At 75.3% G+C, this 18,189-nt stretch carries 16 protein-coding genes; 8 read left to right on the forward strand and 8 right to left on the reverse strand.

From position 1 onward, the window contains the following. The 3 genes from PYV61_RS07575 to PYV61_RS07585 form a co-directional block, all read right to left on the reverse strand. Nucleotides 1-889, reverse strand: an 889-nt coding sequence (locus PYV61_RS07575) for an NYN domain-containing protein (protein ID WP_275829977.1), incomplete at its 3' end; no start/stop codon positions are given. 67 nt (nt 890-956) lie between these two features. Further along, complete coding sequence (locus tag PYV61_RS07580; protein WP_275829978.1) at nt 957-2,561, reverse strand: class I adenylate-forming enzyme family protein; 1,605 nt, start codon at nt 2,559-2,561, stop codon at nt 957-959. A gap of 49 nt (nt 2,562-2,610) precedes the next feature. Next, nucleotides 2,611-3,033 (reverse strand): secondary thiamine-phosphate synthase enzyme YjbQ, encoded by a 423-nt coding sequence (locus tag PYV61_RS07585; RefSeq protein WP_345785222.1) that lies wholly within the window; start codon nt 3,031-3,033, stop codon nt 2,611-2,613. A gap of 189 nt (nt 3,034-3,222) precedes the next feature. Here PYV61_RS07585 and PYV61_RS07590 point away from each other — a divergent pair, with 189 nt between their 5' ends. The 7 genes from PYV61_RS07590 to PYV61_RS07620 all read left to right on the forward strand — a co-directional run bounded on the left by PYV61_RS07590 (nt 3,223) and on the right by PYV61_RS07620 (nt 10,291). After that, on the forward strand, nt 3,223-4,512 hold the full coding sequence (locus PYV61_RS07590; protein ID WP_275829980.1) for a HAMP domain-containing sensor histidine kinase: 1,290 nt from the start codon (nt 3,223-3,225) through the stop codon (nt 4,510-4,512). Next, a complete protein-coding gene (locus PYV61_RS07595) occupies nt 4,512-4,820 on the forward strand; it encodes a hypothetical protein (RefSeq protein WP_275829981.1) in 309 nt (102 codons plus the stop codon). The genes PYV61_RS07590 and PYV61_RS07595 overlap by 1 nt, the downstream gene beginning before the upstream one ends. Then, nucleotides 4,810-5,490 (forward strand): hypothetical protein, encoded by a 681-nt coding sequence (locus PYV61_RS07600; RefSeq protein ID WP_275829982.1) that lies wholly within the window; start codon nt 4,810-4,812, stop codon nt 5,488-5,490. The genes PYV61_RS07595 and PYV61_RS07600 overlap by 11 nt, the downstream gene beginning before the upstream one ends. A gap of 8 nt (nt 5,491-5,498) precedes the next feature. Continuing rightward, a complete protein-coding gene (locus tag PYV61_RS07605) occupies nt 5,499-6,161 on the forward strand; it encodes a hypothetical protein (protein WP_275829983.1) in 663 nt (220 codons plus the stop codon). A 21-nt stretch (nt 6,162-6,182) separates the two neighbouring features. Beyond that, nucleotides 6,183-7,556 (forward strand): sigma-54 dependent transcriptional regulator, encoded by a 1,374-nt coding sequence (locus tag PYV61_RS07610; RefSeq protein WP_275829984.1) that lies wholly within the window; start codon nt 6,183-6,185, stop codon nt 7,554-7,556. 198 nt (nt 7,557-7,754) lie between these two features. Then, nucleotides 7,755-9,587 (forward strand): hypothetical protein, encoded by a 1,833-nt coding sequence (locus PYV61_RS07615; protein ID WP_275829986.1) that lies wholly within the window; start codon nt 7,755-7,757, stop codon nt 9,585-9,587. Between the two features lie 23 nt (nt 9,588-9,610). Next, nucleotides 9,611-10,291 carry a hypothetical protein gene (locus PYV61_RS07620; RefSeq protein ID WP_275829988.1) on the forward strand — a complete coding sequence of 227 codons (681 nt, stop codon included), beginning with the start codon at nt 9,611-9,613 and terminating at the stop codon, nt 10,289-10,291. Nucleotides 10,292-10,319: 28 nt separating this feature from the next. Here the strand turns inward: PYV61_RS07620 and PYV61_RS07625 are convergent, their stop codons facing one another. From PYV61_RS07625 to PYV61_RS07645, 5 genes are all read right to left on the reverse strand, one after another. Next, nucleotides 10,320-10,955 (reverse strand): HNH endonuclease, encoded by a 636-nt coding sequence (locus PYV61_RS07625; protein ID WP_275829991.1) that lies wholly within the window; start codon nt 10,953-10,955, stop codon nt 10,320-10,322. 167 nt (nt 10,956-11,122) lie between these two features. After that, entirely contained in the window at nt 11,123-12,076 is a 954-nt protein-coding gene (locus tag PYV61_RS07630; protein ID WP_275829992.1) for a branched-chain amino acid transaminase, read from the reverse strand. 31 nt (nt 12,077-12,107) lie between these two features. After that, a complete protein-coding gene (locus PYV61_RS07635) occupies nt 12,108-13,466 on the reverse strand; it encodes an amidohydrolase family protein (RefSeq protein ID WP_275829994.1) in 1,359 nt (452 codons plus the stop codon). Between the two features lie 96 nt (nt 13,467-13,562). Further along, complete coding sequence (locus PYV61_RS07640; protein WP_275829996.1) at nt 13,563-14,345, reverse strand: hypothetical protein; 783 nt, start codon at nt 14,343-14,345, stop codon at nt 13,563-13,565. After that, on the reverse strand, nt 14,342-16,768 hold the full coding sequence (locus PYV61_RS07645; RefSeq protein WP_275829998.1) for a PBP1A family penicillin-binding protein: 2,427 nt from the start codon (nt 16,766-16,768) through the stop codon (nt 14,342-14,344). The genes PYV61_RS07640 and PYV61_RS07645 overlap by 4 nt, the downstream gene beginning before the upstream one ends. A 77-nt stretch (nt 16,769-16,845) precedes the next feature. On the opposite strand from PYV61_RS07645, the gene tyrS reads away from it, so the two are divergent. Next, nucleotides 16,846-18,138, forward strand: coding sequence for a tyrosine--tRNA ligase (gene tyrS, locus PYV61_RS07650; protein ID WP_275830000.1), 1,293 nt, complete (start codon nt 16,846-16,848; stop codon nt 18,136-18,138). The last annotated feature ends 51 nt before the right edge of the window (nt 18,139-18,189 follow it).

Raw genomic sequence — 18,189 nt, forward strand, 5'->3', positions numbered from 1 at the left:
GCCGCGCTCCTCGCGCTGCTCGCGCGGCGGCGGGCGCCGCGGCGGCGCGCTCGGCGCCGCGCGCGGTGGCGCCGATCTCGTACTGGCCGTTCTCCTGGCGCGTGAGCGTCAGCAGCCCGCGCTTCTCGGCCTCGTGCACGAAGCGCGAGAACTTCGACATCCCGAGGTCCTTCTCGTCGAAGCTCGGGTCGACGTCCTGCATCACCTGCTTCAGGCGGTCGGCGCGCATCACGTCGCCGTTGCGGACCATGCGGCCCACCGCCTCGACCACCAGCTCCCACGGGTCCCAGCGCACGACCTCCTCGTCGGAGGTGCGCACCAGCCCCGCGAGGGCGTTGTAGCTGTAGTACTCGTCGCAGTTCTGGACGAGCAGGTCGCTCGAGCTCTCGCGGATGCCGACGCCGATGACGTACTTGCCGTACTCCTTGAGCTTGATGACGAGGCTCGAGAAGTCGGAGTCGCCGGAGAGCAGGATGAAGGTCCCGATCTCGGGGCGCGTGAACACCAGCTCCATCGCGTCGATGGCGAGGCGGATGTCCGTCGCGTTCTTCTTCGCCGAGCCGTAGGCCGGGGCGAAGATCAGGTCGATCGAGGCCTCGGTGAGCGGGACGATGTAGCCCGGGTAGCGGCGCCAGTCGGCGTAGGCGCGCTGGACGGAGACCTTCCCCTTGATGATGTCCGAGGACAGCAGGTTCCGGAGCTCGGACTGCATGTCCTTCTGGATCCCCATCGTGACGTTGTCGAAGTCGATGAGGAGCGCGGCGTTCGGGGCGTGCGCGTTGTAGTAGCCGCCCGGCAGCGCGGAGGTGCCCGGCGGGAGCGCCTGGGGGCCGCGGTGGATCGGGGCGACGGGGCCGCGCTGGGGCGGCCGCGTGAAGCGGGAGCTCATATGGCTCGCGTCGGGTACTGGGGCGGGCGCCGACGACGCGCGGAGGACGTCTTCCTCTGCGCGAGCGTCAGGCGCCCGACGTGACGGTTGGGTCGAGCGCGACGGTGCGCTCGAGCTCTCGGCGCCGCACCTTCCCGCTCCCGCTCATCGGGAACGCGTCGAAGAAGCGGACGAGGTCGGGGATCTTGTAATCGGCCATCGTGTCGCGGGCGAAGTCCTTCAGCTCCTTGCCCGTGATGACGGCGCCCTCCACGGGGACGACGCACGCGCAGATCAGCTCCCCGAGCACGTCGTGCGGGAGGCCGATGACGCACACGTCCTCCACGGCGGGGTGCGCGCGCAGCTGGTCCTCGATCTCGCGCGGGTGGATCTGGAAGCCCCCGCGGGAGATGGCCTCCTTGCGCCGGCCGACGATGCGCAGGTAGCCGTCGTCGTCGAGGATCCCGAGGTCGCCGGTGAGGAAGAAGCCCTCGGGGGTGAACGACTTCGCGGTCTCGGCCGGCATGCGCGCGTAGCCGAGGAGCACGCCCGGGCCGCGCACGGCGATCTCGCCCACGGCCTCGCGCGGGCCGTGCAGCTGGCCGGTGAGGACGTCGACCGCCATGACCTCGACGCCCGGCAGCGGGCGGCCGACGGTGCCGGCGCGCTTGTCCTCCGGGTCGGTGAAGCGCGTGACGGCGACGGTGGGGCCGGTCTCGGTGAGCCCGTAGGCCACCTGCACGTCGCACCACCGGCGGATGCGGCGCACCAGCTCCTCGCCGATCGGGCTCCCGGCGACGACGCCGGTGCGCAGCCCGGCGGCCTTCAGGCGGCGCGGGTCGAACCCGGGCTCGCGCATCAGGAGGTGGAACATCGTCGGCACGCCCTGGAGCACGGTCACGCGCTCGCGCTCCAGGATCGGCAGCGCCTCGGCGGCGTCGAACCGCTCCTGCAGCACGAGCGTCGCGCCGGCCGCGACCGCGCCCACGGCGGTGGAGAAGCCGAAGATCGCGAACAGCGGGACGCCCGAGAAGATGCGGTCCTCGGGGGAGAGCTCGACCGCCTCGCCCGTGCGGACGGCCGTCTCCAGCACGCCGCGGTGCGAGAGGCGCACGCCCTTGGGCTTCCCCATCGTGCCCGACGTGTAGAGCAGCGCGAGGTCGCTGCCGTCGTGCACGTCCTTGTGCGCCGGCACCGGGCGGCCGGCGCCCTTCGACAGCAGGTCCTCGAACTGGAAGATCCGGTCGTCGTACCAGAGCTCCTCGTCGCCGACGGTGACGAGGTACTGCAGGTCGGGGAGCTCGGTGAGCAGCTGCTCGAACAGCTGCAGGTAGTCGACGCCGTTGTGCCGCTCCGCCGTCACCGCGCACGACACCTCGGCGTGGCGCAGCTGGTACTTCAGCTCGTGGAAGTTGAGCCGCGGGCTGACCGGGACGACGACGGCGCCGAGCTTCGCGCAGGCGGCCAGCGCCACCACCCACTCGGGGCAGTTGGGGAGGTTGATCGCGACGCGGTCCCCCTCGCCGATCCCCAGCTCGGCCAGCGCGGCGGCGAGCGCCGCCGACTGCGTCTCGGCCTGCCCGTACGTGAGGCGCCGACCGCCGCCGCCGACGACGAGGGGACGCTCGGGGTGCTCGGCGGCACGCCGGGCCAGCAGCGGCGCGAGGGTCCAGGCGTCGTTGGGGGTGGGCATCGAGGGCGAACGCTAATCCCTGACGGGAACGGGGTAAAGCACGGACCCGTCAGACGCCCATGGCCTTCAGGACCACGCGCTTGGGGCGCTGCCCGTCCCACTCGCCGTAGAACACCCGCTGCCACGGCCCGAAGTCGAGGCGGCCGTCTGTGACCGGGACGAGGACCTCGTGGCCGACGGTGAGCGAGCGCAGGTGGGCGGCGGCGTTGTCCTCGCCGGTGCCGCGGTTGTGCCGGTAGGCGTCGGGGTCCCACGGCGCGACGCGGGTCTCGAGCCAGTCGAGGATGTCCTGCCACAGCCCCGGCTCGTGGTCGTTGACGAACACCGACGCCGAGATGTGCATCGCGGAGACGAGGACGAACCCCTCGCGGATCCCGGCCTCGGCGCGCGTGGCCTCGACCTCGTCGGTGATGTCGAGGAGCTCCTGGCGGCGGCGGGTGGTGAAGGTGAGGTAGCGGGTGGCGGTCTTCATCGGGGGTAGGGCGGGAGTGGTGACGGCGGGAGTCTTCACGGCGGGAGTCGGAAGAGCGCACGGCGCCGTCACGACTCCCGCGGTCGGGACTCCCGTAGTGCCGACTCCCGCAGTATCCGCTCCCGCCCTTCCAGAGCCCTCCCCCCGGGCCCATCCTTGGAGAAACCCCCCTTCCCCGCCCTTCGTAGAGTGCCCAGGCTCCGGCCCGCCGGAACGCGCTACCGGTTCCGCACCCGCCTCTTCACGATCCTCCTCCTCTTCGCCGTCTGCCCGTCCGTGCTGCTCACGACGCTCTGGATCGGGACGGTGACGCGGGCGCTGCCGCTGATGAGCGGGAGCGGGGCGTGGGAGCGCGCGGCGGCCACGGGGGAGCGGGCGCTCGCGCTGGCGCGGGCGCGGACCCCCGACCCGGCGGCGGCGCGCGCCTTCGACGTGCACGAGCAGGAGCTGCGGCGCTCGATCGAGCTGGCGCGGCGCTACTCGTTCGTGGCGCCGCGCTTCGGGCGCGTGCTGCTGGTCTCGGGGGTCGTGGGGGTGGCGCTGCTGATCGTCGGGGCGTCGCGCGTGGCGGGGCACCTCAGCCGCCAGCTCAGCCGCCCGCTCGACCAGCTGGTGCGGTGGACGGCGCTCGTGCAGGCGGGGCAGGCGCTCCCCGACGAGCCGGAGCCGCGCGGCGCCCCCGAGTTCCGCACGCTGCGCCGCCGCATGCGCACGATGTCGCGCGAGCTGGCGGCCGGCCGCGCGCGCGCGCTCGAGGCCGAGCGCGCCGAGGCGTTCCGCGAGACGGCGCGTCGCGTGGCGCACGAGCTCAAGAACCCGCTGACGCCGATCCGCTTCGCCGTCGAGCGGCTGCGGCGCGACGCCACGCCGGCGCAGGCCGAGGCGGTCGAGGTGCTGGCCGCCGAGACGGCGCGGCTGGAGAAGATGGCGCGCAGCTTCGCGCAGTTCGGCCGGCTCCCCGACGGACCGGCGGCCGACGTCGACCTCGGCGAGCTGGCGCGGTGGGCGGTGGCGACCGCGGTCCCCGAGCAGCTCGAGGGGCGCGTCGAGGTCGACGACGACCTGCCGCTCGTGCGCGGGCACTACGACGCGCTGGCGCGCGCGCTCCACAACGTGCTGCTCAACGCGGTGGAGGCGACGCCGGCGGGCGGGCGCATCACGGTGCGCGTGCAGCACGCGCGCGGCCCGCAGGTCCCGGTGGGCGCGGTCGAGGTGGCGGTGCACGACACCGGCGGCGGGATCGCGCCGGAGCTGCTGCAGCGCATCTGGGACCCGTACGTCACGCAGAAGGCGCACGGCACCGGGCTCGGGCTCGCGATCGCGCGGCAGACGGTGCTCGCCCACGGCGGCGCGGTCGACGCGGTGAGCGCGGTCGGGCGCGGCACCGAGGTCCGCTTCATCCTACCCGTGGCGCCGAGCGAGGCGCTCACGACGTCCTTCACCTCCCATCCGGTGACCCCGGCGAGGAGTCCCGCCTGATGTCGCCCTTCGTGATTCCCATCGTCGCCATCGTCTCGGGCACGACCATGGCGCTGCTCTTCCCCCTCGTGCGCGCGTACGCGCGGAAGGTGGAGCTCGAGGGCGCGCAGCCGCGCGTGCCGCGCGAGGTGACCGACCGCCTGCAGCGCATGGAGCAGGCGATCGACGCGATCGCGGTCGAGGTGGAGCGCATCGCCGAGGGGCAGCGCTTCACGACGCGGCTGCTGTCCGAGCGCGGCGCCGTCGCGCTCCCCCCGGGCGCGGGCGTCGCGCCGCTGGCCGCCGAGGAGGTGACGCATGCGCGCTGAGTCGCAGGTCCCGCAGGTCCCGCAGGTCCCGCAGGGCGCGAACGACGCGGCGACGCAGCAGGCGCAGGCCGCGCGCGTCGAGATGGCGCGCGACGCGCGGCAGGCGCAGGTCGAGGCCGAGCTGGCGCGGGTGCGCGCGGAGATGGCGCGCGCGCAGGCCGAGCAGGCCCGCGCGGCCGGCGAGCTGACGGCGGCGCAGGCGCGCGCCGAGCTGGCCGACGTGCGCGTGCAGCGCGGCCCCGACGGCCACACGACGGTCACCCTCCCCGACGGCCGCGTGATCCGGATCGAGTCGGGCGACGGCGGCGCGGTGATCGCCGACGGCCCGCCGCAGGAGTTCGTCGAGCACATGCCCCCGCCGGGGTTCCCGCCGCGCGAGGCGTCGCCGGACTTCCTGCGCATCGGCCTCGCGGGCGCCCTCCTGTGCGCGGTGCTCGCGCTGGTGTGGTACGTCGCCCGCGCGACGGGCCGCCGCGCGGCCCCCGCGCCGGCGCCGGCCGACCTCGACGCGCGGCTGCTGCGCATCGAGCACGCGGTCGAGACGATCGCCGTCGAGGTGGAGCGCGTGTCGGAGGCGCAGCGCTTCTCGGCGCGCCTGCTCGCCGAGCGCCCCGAGGCGGCGCCGCGCGCGCGCCACCACACGCCCGGTGCGGGCTCGCCCCTCTCCTGATCGTGCCCATGCCGACTCCGTTCAGCGCGCCCGCCGTGCAGCCCCCGCCGCCGCCCGTCCCCGGCGTCCCGGCGCCGCCCCCGCCGCCGGGGCTTCCGAGCGAGGCGGCCTCCGACCTCGCGCGCGAGCTGCAGCAGGTGCAGGAGCAGGTGGACCAGGCGGTGCGCGAGGCGACGGCCGGCCAGGCGCGCGCCGGCGTGCAGGCGCAGCCGTTCGGCGTCACCAAGCAGCCCGACGGGCGGATCCGCATCGTCGCGCGCAACGGCGAGGTCACGGAGCTCGACCCCACCCTCTTCCGCCCCGACCAGATCCAGGAGCTGGTCGAGACGGCGCTCGAGCCGCCCGACGTGCCGGAGCCGGACCGCGGGCCGCCGGAGAGCGTGATCCAGCTCGTCGGCATCGTGATGTTCTTCCTGGCGGCGATGGTCGTGCTCGGGCCGCTCATGCGCGCGTGGGCGCGGCGCCTCGACAAGCGCGGCGCGCCGGCGCCGGTGCCGCACGACGTCGCGCAGCGCCTCGACCGCATCGAGCAGGCGGTGGAGTCGGTCGCGGTGGAGATGGAGCGCGTGTCCGAGGCGCAGCGCTTCTCGGCGCGGCTGCTGAGCGAGCGGCTCCCCGACGCGCTGCCGGCGATCGACGCCGCCGCGCAGCGGGCGCGCGTGCAGGGCTGACGCGGCCCGCGCCCGCCGACCGTGCCGAGCGTCCTGATCGTCGACGACGAGCCGAACATCCGCCGCATGGTCGGCGCGCTGCTGGCCGGCGAGGGGTACGACGTGCGCGACGCCGCCGACGGGCACGCGGGGATCGCGGCGGCGCTGGCGCACGAGCCGGACGTCGCGCTGCTCGACCTGATGATGCCCGGCGGCGTGGACGGGCTCGGGGTGCTGGAGCGGCTGCGCGAGACGTACCCCGACCTGCCGGTCGTGATGATGAGCGGGCGCGCCGGGCTCTCCGACGCGGTGCGCGCGACCAAGCTCGGGGCGTTCACCTTCCTCGAGAAGCCGCTGACGCCGGAGGGGACGCTGCTCGCGCTCGGGGCGGCGCTCGAGCTGCGCCAGGCGCGGCGCGCGACGCGCGCGCTGCGCGAGGACCTCGGGCTCGGCGGCGAGATGGTCGGCGCGAGCCCGGCGATCCAGCGGGTGCGCGAGCTGATCGCGCGCGTGGCGCCGAGCGACGCGCGCGTGCTCGTGACCGGGGAGAGCGGGACGGGGAAGGAGCTGGTGGCGGCGGCGATCCACGTCGCGAGCCCGCGGCGCGAGCGCCCGTTCATCCGCGTGAACTGCGCGGCGATCCCGCGCGACCTCGTGGAGAGCGAGATGTTCGGCCACGAGCGCGGCGCCTTCACCGGCGCGACCGACCGGCGCATCGGGCGCTTCGAGCTGGCGCACACCGGCACGCTCTTCATGGACGAGGTGGGCGACCTCGGCGCCGAGGCGCAGGCGAAGCTGCTGCGCGCCCTCGAGGCGCGCGAGATCGAGCGCGTCGGGGGCGGGCGGTCGATCAAGGTGGACGTGCGGATCGTGTCGGCGACCAACAAGGACCTCGCGCGCGCGGTGGCCGACGGCTCGTTCCGCGAGGACCTGCTGTTCCGCCTGAACGTGCTGCCGATCCACCTGCCGCCGCTGCGCGAGCGCCCCGACGACGTGCCGCTGCTGGTGCGCCACTTCTCGGCGCTGCACCGCGCGCGCACCGGGCGCCCGGCGCCGGCGTGGGGGGACGACGCGCTGGCGCTGCTGGTGCGCCACCGCTGGCCGGGGAACGTGCGCGAGCTGGCCAACATCGTCGAGCGGCTGGCGATCCTGCACGCCGGCGAGCCGGTGACGGCGGCGCACGTGCGGCAGGTGCTGGCAATCGACCGCGGCACCCCGTCCGACGGCGTCCCGACGTCGCTCCCCGACCCGTCGGACCTCGGCACGTCGCTCAACGACGCGCTCGACGCGTACGAGCGCACGCTGATCGTGCGCGCGCTCGCGGTGGCGCAGGGGAACGTGGCGGAGGCCGCGCGCCGGCTGCAGACCGACCGCCCGAACCTGTACCGCCGCATGAAGCGCCTCGGCATCCAGTGACGATCCGGTGACGCGCCGGCGGCGTCGCGTCCCGACACGCCGCGCCGTCCGCGCGTTGTGACACCGGGCGCCCGGGCGGCGGCGCGGGCGCGCCGGGAACCCGTTATCGTGTCTGCACTTCCGCACGCCGTGCCGCACCGCCGTCGCGGGAACGGGCCGTGCCCCCCGCGGGGGCGTCCCGCACCCGCGGAGTCCTCCATGTCCCGCCGCTTCCTCCCTGCCCTCCTCGCGCTCGCCCTGGCGGCGGGCGCCGCGCCGACCGGCGCGCCCGCTCAGCCGCGCCGCGCGCGCCCCGACTCGCTCAACGCGCCGACGCTGCCGCGCGACGTGGCGCGCGACGTGGCGGCGCGCTTCAACGCGCCGGGGACCACGCGCGCCTTCGGCCGCTTCGAGGTGCCGGCGGGGACCACCGTCGCCGGCGACGTGGCGGTGCTCGACGGCCCGGTCGTGGTGGCCGGCACGATCACCGGGCGGCTCACCGCGGTGAACGCCGACGTGACGTTCCGCACGGGCGCACGCGTCGACGGCGACGTGCTCGTGGTCGGCGGCGTGGTCGAGGGGCGCCTCGACGCCGAGCTGCGCGGCGACTACGTGCGCTTCCGCCAGCCGCTCCAGTACACGCGCGACGGCGAGCGCGTGGTGGCCGACCTCGACGACGAGGGGGTGGGCACCTGGTTCCGCTGGCGCCGCACCGACGCCGCGACGGGGCGGCGGACGACGACCGGGCTGACGCTCACCACGGGGCGGACCTACAACCGCGTCGAGGGGCTGCCGATCCAGGTCGGGCCGTCGGTGGAGCACGCGTTCTCGGGCGGGCGCGCGCGCGTCGACCTGCTGGGGATCTTCCGCACCGCCGAGCAGTTCGCGTGGGACAGCGGGAACGTCGGGCACCTGGCGCGCGCCGAGCTGCGGCTGGGGCGGCGGCTGGAGGCGCGCGTGGGCGGGCGGCTCTACGACCAGGTGACGCCGGTGGAGTCGTGGCAGCTCGACGGCACGGAGTCGGGGCTGGCGGCATTCCTGGCGCGGCGCGACTTCCGCGACTGGTTCGGCCGGCACGGCGCCGCGGCGTACGCGTCGCTGTTCGCGGGGCCCGACGCCAGCGTGACGCTGTCGCTGGCCGACGAGCGGTGGGCGGCGCGCGGCGCGCGCGACGTGTTCACGCTCTTCCGCCCGAGCGCGACCTGGCGCCCGAACCCGGCGGCCGACGAGGGGCGCGTGCACGTGCTGAACGCGACGGTGCGCGTCGACACGCGCAACGACGTGGACCGCCCGTGGGCGGGGTGGTACGTGGAGGCCGACTACGAGCGCGGGACGGGCGCGTTCACCGCGATCGCGCCGACGTCGGTGTCGCTGCCGTCGCCGGGCTACGTCCCCCCGCCCCCGGGCGTGTTCGGCGCGCGCGACCTGACGCCCGGGCGGCGCACCTACGGGCGCGGCTTCCTCGACGTGCGGCGCTACAACCGGCTCTCCCCCGACCGGCAGCTGAACTTCCGCGTCGTGCTGGGCGGGTGGCTGCACGGCGACGAGCTGCCGCTGCAGCGCCGCTTCTCGGTCACCGGGCCGGGGGCGCTCCCCGGCTTCGACTTCCGCCAGCCGGCGCCGGTGGGGCGCGAGCGGAGCGAGGTCGGGCTGTGCCGCGTCGGCGGGACGGAGCCGGCCGGGTCGCCGGCGCAGTGCGAGCGGATGGCGATGGCGCAGGTCGAGTACCGGGGCGACATCCGCGTGCGGCTGTTCGGCGACGACGACGGCGGGCGGGTGCGCCGGCGCGCGTGGCGCACGGACTTCTCGTGGGTGGTGTTCGCCGACGCGGGGCGCGGCTGGCTGGTGGGCCCGCGCGACGCGCAGCGGCAGGTCTACCCGCGCGGCAGCGTCCCGCCGCTCGGCAGCTTCCTCGCCGACGTCGGCGCGGGGCTCGACTTCGGCAACCACCGCGCGAACGACGTGGGGAGCGTCGGCATCTACGTGGCCAAGGCGGTGACGCGCCCGAGCCCGGGGACGAACCTCATCGTGCGCGTCGGCCAGCGCTTCTGACGCTCCCGAGCCCGTCTCCCGCCGTGCGCCGCCCCCCGCGCCCCCGCCCCGCGCTCCTCCGCGCCGCCGCCCGCCTGGCCGCCGGCGCGGCGCTGGCGCTGGTGCTCGGCGCGTCGGAGGCGGCGGCCCAGCGGCGCGGCGTCGAGATCCGCCTCCCCAGCCAGACCGCGCTGGCGAGCGAGGGGCCGGTGGTGCGGACGGTGAACGCGCTCGACGAGCGCGACCTGCGCGACCTGCTCGCCCACGGCTTCCCGATCCGCGTCCACTTCCGCGCCGAGCTGTGGACGGTGTCGGGGTGGTTCAACGACCTGCGCGGCTCGTGGGAGTGGGACGTGGTGCTGCGGCAGAACGGGATGGACCGCACCTACGAGGTCGCGCGCCTGGTCGGCGACGAGGTCACCCCGCTCGGCGAGTTCTCGCAGCTCGCCTCGGCGATGGCGGCGGCGGAGCGGCCGTACCGCGTGCCGCTGCTGCCGCCGCGCGGGCGCCGGTCGTACTGGAACGTCGTGGTCGACGTCGAGACGCTGTCGCTCTCCGACCTGGACGAGGTCGAGCGGTGGCTGCGCGGGGAGCTGCGCCCGGCGGTGCGCGGCCAGCGCAACCCCGGCACGGCGCTGGGGCGCGGGGTGCGCACGCTGGCCTCGCGGCTGCTGGGCGGCGAGACGCGGCACTACGAGGTGCGCTCGGAGACGTTCCGCCCCTGACCCCCCGGAACGCGGAAGCTCGCCGGCGTCAGTCGCCGGCGAGCTTCGTGTCGTGCCGCTCGTGCCGTCCGTGGTGGTGGTGCGCGTCCGGCGGGGTGCCGCGCCGCTCGAGCGCCTCCAGCTGGTGGAGCATCTGCTCCCCGTAGAAGGTGCGGATGTAGTGCGACTGCGCCGGGGTGAGGCGGCGCACGGCCCACGACAGGTGCACGAAGTGCGGCTCCACCGGCGCCGTGAGCGGGTGCATCCCGATCTCGTGCGGGTAGTGGTTCGCCTTCCGCAGGTTGCAGGGGCTGCACGCGGTGACGACGTTCGTCCACTCGTTGGTCCCGCCTCGCGAGATCGGGATCAGGTGGTCGCGCGTCAGCGCCTCGCGCGGCTTGAGCTCCGCCTGGTAGCGCCCGCAGTACTGGCAGCGGTAGCGGTCGCGCGCGAACAGGAACGTGTTGGTGACCTGCCGGCGGAAGCGGCGCGGCACGTGGATGAACCGCGTCAGGCGGATCACCGCCGGGCGCGGCATCGTCATGCGCGCGGAGCGCACGAACTTGGCCGGGTCGCTCTCCACGATCTCCGCCTTCCCGTCGATGACGAGGCGGAGCGCCCGCTTGACGGGCACCATCGTGAGCGGCTCGAAGGACGCGTTCAGGGCCAGACAGCCGACGATCACGCACACCTCCGTCGTGCGTCGAGAGCGGCGTACTTGGACTCCGGTCGTGCGCGGGGCGGCGGCACGCCTGGGCGCGTCGCTGCCGTCCCGATCAGTATAGCACCCCAGCGCGAACAAAGTGCCAGCGGCGCCGCCCCCAGGGAGCGACGCCGCCGTCGGTCACACCGTCACCCCACCGGCTCCGCCACCGGCACGGGGGTCAGCCACCCGTACGGGTCGGCGATCCGCCCGGTCGCGATCCCCATGTAGCGCTCCTGGATCGCCCGGGTGATCGGGCCGGGCTTCCCCTCCCCGACCGGGATCCGGTCCACCGACCGGATCGGGGTCAGCTCGGCGGCGGTGCCGGTGAAGAACAGCTCGTCGGCCACGTAGAGCATCTCGCGCGGCATGCGCTCCTGCCGCACCTCGTAGCCGAGGTCCTGCGCGATGCGGATCACCGAGTCGCGGGTGATCCCGTTGAGGATCGCCGCATCGAGCCCGCTCGTGTACACGACGCCGTCGCGGATCACGAACAGGTTCTCGCCGCTCCCCTCGGCGACGTGCCCCTGGTTGTCGAGGGTGATCCCCTCGACGTAGCCGTCGGTGCGCGCCTGCATCTTGACCAGCTGCGAGTTCAGGTAGTTCCCGCCCGCCTTGGCCAGCGCGGGGAAGCTCCCCGGCGCCGCGCGGCGCCAGCTGGACACCCCGACGTCGACGCCGTTCTCCAGCGCGTCGTGGCCGAGGTAGGCGCCCCACTTCCAGGCGATGATGAAGGTCTCGATCGGGGCGCCGAACGGGAGGACCCCCATCTGCTCGCCGGCCCGCACCACGAGCGGGCGCAGGTAGCACGAGCGGAGGTCGTTCGCCGCGACCGTGTCGACCGTCGCCGCGACCAGCTGGTCGACGGTCCACGGCAGCTCGATGCGGTAGATCTTGCACGAGTCGACCAGCCGGCGCATGTGCTCGCGCAGGCGGAAGACGGCGGGGCCGGTCGGGGTCTCGTAGCAGCGCACCCCCTCGAACACGCTCGAGCCGTAGTGCACGACGTGGCTCATCACGTGGAGGGTGGCCTGCTCCCACGGGATCAGCTGGCCGTCGCGCCAGATGACGGAGGTGCGGCCGGACGACGGACGGTCGGACATGGGCTCTCGGGATTGGGGGACTGCCCCCAATCTAGCGACCCCCGCCGGCCGCGCGGCGCCAGTCGGAGACGCCGCGCGCCGCCGCGTCGCCGCGCGCGAGGATCGCCGCGGCGTCGGGGTGCGGCGGCCCCCCGTCGCGCACGAGGACCCGCCCCGCCACCTCGACGTGGGCCGCCGGGCGCCCCGCCAGCGCGAACGCCAGCGCGGCCGCCGGGTCGTCGGCGCCGACCCCGCGCGGCCCGTCGAGCCGCCAGGCGGCGAGGTCGGCGGCCTTCCCGACTTCCAGCGTCCCGACCTCGGCGTCGAGCCCCAGCGCCCGCGCCCCGCCGATCGTGGCCAGCGCCACCGCCTCGGCGGCCGACAGCGCGTCGGCGCGGGCGAGGGCGCCGCGCTGCTGCAGCACCGCCGTCCGCGCCTCGTCGAGCAGGTCGAGGCGGTTGTTGCTGGCCACCGAGTCGGTGCCGAGCCCCACCCGCACGCCGGCGTCGAGCAGCGCGCGCAGCGGCGCCACCCCGTGCCCCAGCTTCGCGTTGGACGCCGGGCAGTGCGCGACCGGGCAGTCGTAGTGCGCCGCCAGCTGCACGTCCGAGTCGTCGAAGCGCACGCCGTGGATCAGCAGCGGGCGCGCGGTGGCGGCGATCCCCAGCTCGGCCAGCAGGTGCACCGGCGAGTGCGCGCGCCGCCCCACCGCAATCCCGCGCCCGCGCAGGAAGTCCGCGAAGGGCCCGGTGCCCTCGCGCAGGAACGCGATCTCGGCGGCGCTCTCGCTGACGTGCATCGCCACCGGGAGCCCCGCGCCGAGCGCGAACGCGCAGGCGTCGAGGAGCAGCTCCTCGTGCACCGAGTAGACGGCGTGCGGCGACACGCCGACGCGCACCAGCGGCGTCGCCCGCGCCCGCAGCGCCGCCACCCGCTCGCGCAGCCCGCGCATGGCGTCGTCGCGCTGCGCGGCGTCGGGGCCGAACACCTCCTGGTACACGATCCCGCGCGCCCCGCACTCGAGCAGCGCGTCGAGCGGCGCGCCGCTGGCCGACGTGTCGGCGTACGTCGTCACCCCCGCCGCCAGCCCCTCCAGCACGCCCAGCCGCGCGGCGTCGCGCAGGTCGTCGTCGGTCAGCACCTCGGCGCGGGCGCGCGTGAGGGTGCGGATCCAGGCGAAGAAGTCCGCGTCCTCGAGCAGCCCGCGCATGGTGGTGAGCTCGAGGTGCGTGTGCGCGTTCACGAGCCCCGGCAGCAGGATCGCGTCGCCCAGCTCCTCGACGTCGCCCGCCGGCGCGTCGGCGCGCGGGCCGACCCAGGCGATGCGGCCGCCGCCGTCGACCGCCACGGCGCCGTCGGCGATCGGCGGCGCGCTCACCGGGACCACCCAGCGGGCCGCGATCAGCCGCATCGCGGGTCCGCCCGGCGCTCGGCGCTCGGCGCTCGCTCCGTCCCGCGGGGACGCCGAGCGCCGAGCGCCGGGCGCCGAGTCGGTCGAAGGTGCTCGTCAGCCGCGCCGGCCATGCGCGTGCGGGTCGTAGAGGTCCTCGTCGCGCGCGCCGGCCTCGCGCGCGGTCGCGAGCGGCCACGCCAGGTCGGCCACCTGCTCGAACGTGTGCCCGTCGGAGCCGAGCGAGAGGCGCACGCCGGCGTCGACGGCGCGGCGCACGAAGCGCGCGTGCGGCCGGTAGCGGTTGCTCACCTCGAACGCGATCCCGGCGGCCCGCAGCGCCGCGACCGCGCGCTCCTCGCGCGCCTCGGTCCACAGCTCCTGCAGCGGGCGGCCCCGCAGCGGGATCGGGAGGAGCGTCGGGTGCGCGAGCACGTCGACCGGCATCTCCCGGGCGAAGCGCTCCAGGTTCTCGACGTGCGCGTCCATGTACGACTGCGCGTCGAGCCCGTCGGGCCAGCCGCGCGCGAACATGTGCAGCCGCGCCCCCGACGTCAGCCAGACCGCGTGCAGCGAGCCAACCGTGTGCCCGAAGCGCGCCCACTGCGCGCGCGGCAGGTCGCGCCAGAGCGTGTCGTGCCAGCAGAACTCCCCGGAGACCGAGAGGTCGGGCGCGTCGGCGCGCAGCCGCTCCAGCACGTCGAGGTAGCCGGTGACGCCCGCCACCGAGGCGACGGCGGCGCCGACGTCGCCCGAGAGGTGGTCGGCGATGCTCGGGCGCACGCCGCGCTCGCGCGCCACCGCGACCAGCGCCTTCGGCGCGAGGACGCCGTCGGAGAAGGTGGTGTGGGCGTGGCAGTCGCGCGGGCGCCAGGCGGTCGGGGCGCTCGACGCGGTCATCGCGGCGGCGGGGGGACGCTGGGGCGCGGGGCGGGCGGCGGCGGGACGAGCGCCGGGTTCGCGCCCGCCGCGTCCGACGCCGGGCGGCGGCGCGTCCCCGCGGGGCGCGTCGGCGAGGGGCGGAGGCGCAGCGTGTCGGCCGCGCTGTCGGGCGGCAGGTCGAACGGGACCGTCGGGCGCACCGGCGTCCCCGGCGCGAGCGGCGACGTCGTGTCGGCCATCGCGCCCGTCGAGTCGAGCGGGTAGCCGTCGGGGCCGTACCCCTCGCCCGGGATGCACACCTCGACCGGCTCCAGCCCCGCGATGAAGATGTCGCTCACCGTCGGCACGGCGCCGCACTCGGGGACGTACAGCTTGTTCGCGCCGGCCACCACCTGCCGCTCGACGATCCCCGACGGCGTCGGCCAGTCGGGGGGCGCGGGCTTGCGGCGGTACACCTCGGTCATGAACGCCGTCCACGCCGGCGCGGCCAGCTCGCCGCCCTGCGCGTTCGTCTTGATCTTCTGCGGCTTGTCGAGGCCGATCCACACCCCGGCGACGAGGTCCGGCGTGTAGCCGACGTACCAGACGTCGGCGCCGTCGTTGGTGGTCCCGGTCTTCCCCGCCGACGGGATGCGGAAGCCGTTCCCCCAGACCGCGCCGTAGGCCGTGCCGCGCTGGTTCACGTCCTTCATCATGCTCACCATCACGTACGCCTCCTCGGGCGACAGCACCGGGGCGCGCACGGGCTCCGGCTGCCAGAGGACGTCGCCGCGCTGGTTCTCGACGCGCACGATGGCGAACGGCGACGACCGCGTGCCGAGCGTGGCGAACGCCGAGTAGGCGGCGACCATCTCGATCGGGTACACGTCGGCGGAGCCGAGGTAGATGGCGGGGTACGGCGGGATCGGCGTCGAGAGGCCGAACTTGCGGGCCTCGGCGATCACCGTCTGCGGCCCGAGCTCCATCCCGACGTTGATCGCGGCGAGGTTGCGCGAGAGGTAGAGCGCGCGCCGCATCGGGATCGGCCCCTCGAACTTCCCGTCGAAGTTCTGCGGCGTCCACTCCGAGCCGTCGGCCTGCGGCACCGCCACCGGCTCGTCGGGGACGATGGACGCCGGCATGCGCCCGTTCTGCACGGCCGCCGCGTAGACGATCGGCTTGAAGGTTGAGCCGGGCTGGCGGAGCGCCTGCGTGGCGCGGTTGAACTTGGAGTCGTCGAAGTCGCGCCCGCCGACGAGCGCGCGCACCGCGCCGGTGCGCGGGTCGACGGCGACGAACGCGCCCTGCAGGTACGGCGAGTTGGCGGTCGCCCGCGTCTCCTCGGCGTCGTCCCGGCCGCGCGCCTGGTACTGCTCGAACGTCGTGTGGCGGTAGGCGCCGAAGCGCCCGGCCTCGATGCGCTTGAGCTGCGCCTCCAGCGCCCGCTCGGCGGCCGACTGCATGTCGACGTCGAGCGTCGTGTAGACCTTGAGCCCGTCCTCGTAGAGCTGGCGGCCGAACTTCTCCTCCAGCTGGCGGCGCACCCACTCGACGAAGTACGGCGCGGTCTCGCCGTTCTCGGTGCGCGTGGCCAGCTGCAGCGGGTAGGCGCGGGCGAGCGAGGCGTCGGCGTCGTTGACCACGCCCTCTCGGCGCATCAGCTCGACGATCGTGTTGCGGCGCTGCACGGCGCGCTCGGGGAAGCGGCGCGGGTCGTAGAGCGACGGCCCCTTGGGGAGCGCGGCCAGCGTCGCCGCCTCGGCGAGGTTCAGGTCGCGCACGCTCTTGCCGAAGTAGCGCTGCGCCGCCGTCTCGACGCCGTACGCGCCGGCGCCGAGGTAGATCTGGTTGAGGTACAGCTCGAGGATCTTGTCCTTCGGGTACCGCTGCTCGATCTCGCGCGCGACCTTGGCCTCGCGCAGCTTGCGGACGACGGTCTTCTCGCGCGAGATGTCCTCGGAGAAGACGTTGCGGGCGAGCTGCATCGTGATCGTCGAGAACCCCTCGCGCCACCGCCGCGCGCGCACGTTGCGCAGCGTGGCGCCGGGGACGCGCAGCCAGTCGACGCCCGAGTGCGAGTAGAAGCGCTTGTCCTCGGTGACGAGGAAGGCGTCGCGCACGACGGGCGGGATCTCGCGCAGCGTGACCAGCGTGCGGCGCTCGTTGCCGATCTCGGCGACGAAGCGCTCGTCGGCGGCGTAGAGCTTTGACGTCTGGCGCGGGGAGTAGCCCTCGAGCCCGGCGACCGCGGGGCAGGCGCCGCCGCGGCAGACGAGCGCCCAGGAGGCGTACAGCCCCCCGGCGGCCAGCGCGCCGAAGAAGGTGACGACGAGCGCGAGGACACGCAGGGTGCTCGCGTGCCGGCGCCAGAAGCTCGCGCCGGCCGGCCGCGGCGGACGCGGCGTGGCGGCGCGCACCTCGGGCGCCGGCGGGGGCGTGGGACCGGGCGTCGGGGACGTCATGGCTGCGGGAGAAGGTAACGGCCGGCGGCGGGCGGGCGCGACTGACAGCCCCCCCGGGGCCGGCTATCTTGGCCGGCATGTCCGAGACGACCGCCCCCACCCCCGCCCCCCTGCTGGACGAGCTCGCATGGCGCGGGCTCCTGCACCAGACGACCGAGGGCGCCGGCGCCCACCTCGCCGAGGGGCCGAAGCGGATCTACTGCGGATTCGACCCCACGGGGGCGAGCCTCCACGTCGGCCACCTGCTCCCGATCATGGGGCTGGTGCGCCTGCAGCACGCCGGGCACCGCCCGGTGGCGCTGGTCGGCGGCGGGACGGGGATGATCGGCGACCCGAGCGGGAAGTCGGCGGAGCGGCAGCTGAACACCCGCGAGGTGGTCGAGGCCAACGCCGACGCCCTGCGCGCGCAGCTGGAGCGATTCCTCGACTTCGAGGGGCCGGCCGCGGCGACGATGGCCAACAACCTCGACTGGCTGGCCCCGCTCGACGTGCTGTCGTTCCTGCGCGACGTCGGGAAGCACTTCTCGGTGAACGTGATGCTCGCCCGCGAGAGCGTCCGCACCCGCCTGGAGACCGGGATCTCGTACACCGAGTTCTCCTACATGCTCCTCCAGGCCTACGACTTCGTCGAGCTGCGCCGCCGGCTGGGGGTGACGGTGCAGATCGGCGGGAGCGACCAGTGGGGGAACATGACCGCCGGCACGGAGCTGGTCCGGCGCATGGACGGCGGCGCGGCGCATGCGGTGACCTTCCCGCTGCTCACCACGGCCTCGGGGCAGAAGTTCGGCAAGACGGAGGGGGGGGCGGTCTGGCTCGACCCCGAGCGCACGTCGCCCTACCAGTTCTACCAGTTCTGGGTGAACGCCCCCGACGCCGACGTGGGGCGGCTGCTGCGCTACTTCACCCTCCTCCCGCGCGAGCGCGTCGAGGCGCTGGACGCGGCGACCGCCGAGCGCCCCCACCTGCGCGAGGCGCAGCAGGCGCTCGCCGACGAGGTGACGACGCGCGTGCACGGCGCCGAGGCGGCGCGCGTGGCGCAGGAGGTGTCGCGCCTGCTGTTCGCCAAGGGGGACCCGCGCGCGCTGTCGGGCGAGGCGCTGGCGGCGCTGGCCGCGGAGGTCCCGTTCGCCGAGGCGCCGGCGCCCGGCGAGGGGCTGGGCGCGCTCGACGTGGCGGACCTCTACGTCACCGCGGGGCTCGTGAAGAGCAAGGGCGAGGCGCGCCGGCTGCTGGAGCAGGGCGGCCTGACGGTCAGCGGGCGCAAGCTGACCGCGTCGGAGCGGGCCGTGACGCGCGAGGACGTGCTCGCGGGCGGGTACCTGCTGCTCCGGAAGGGGGCGCGGGACTATGCGCTGGTGAAAGTGCTCTAGAGCAGATCACGGCGCGCTGTAGCGAGGTGAAGGGCTCGGGGCGGCATCGCT

The sequence above is a fragment of the Roseisolibacter sp. H3M3-2 genome, assembly GCF_029211165.1.
Taxonomy (GTDB): domain Bacteria; phylum Gemmatimonadota; class Gemmatimonadetes; order Gemmatimonadales; family Gemmatimonadaceae; genus Roseisolibacter.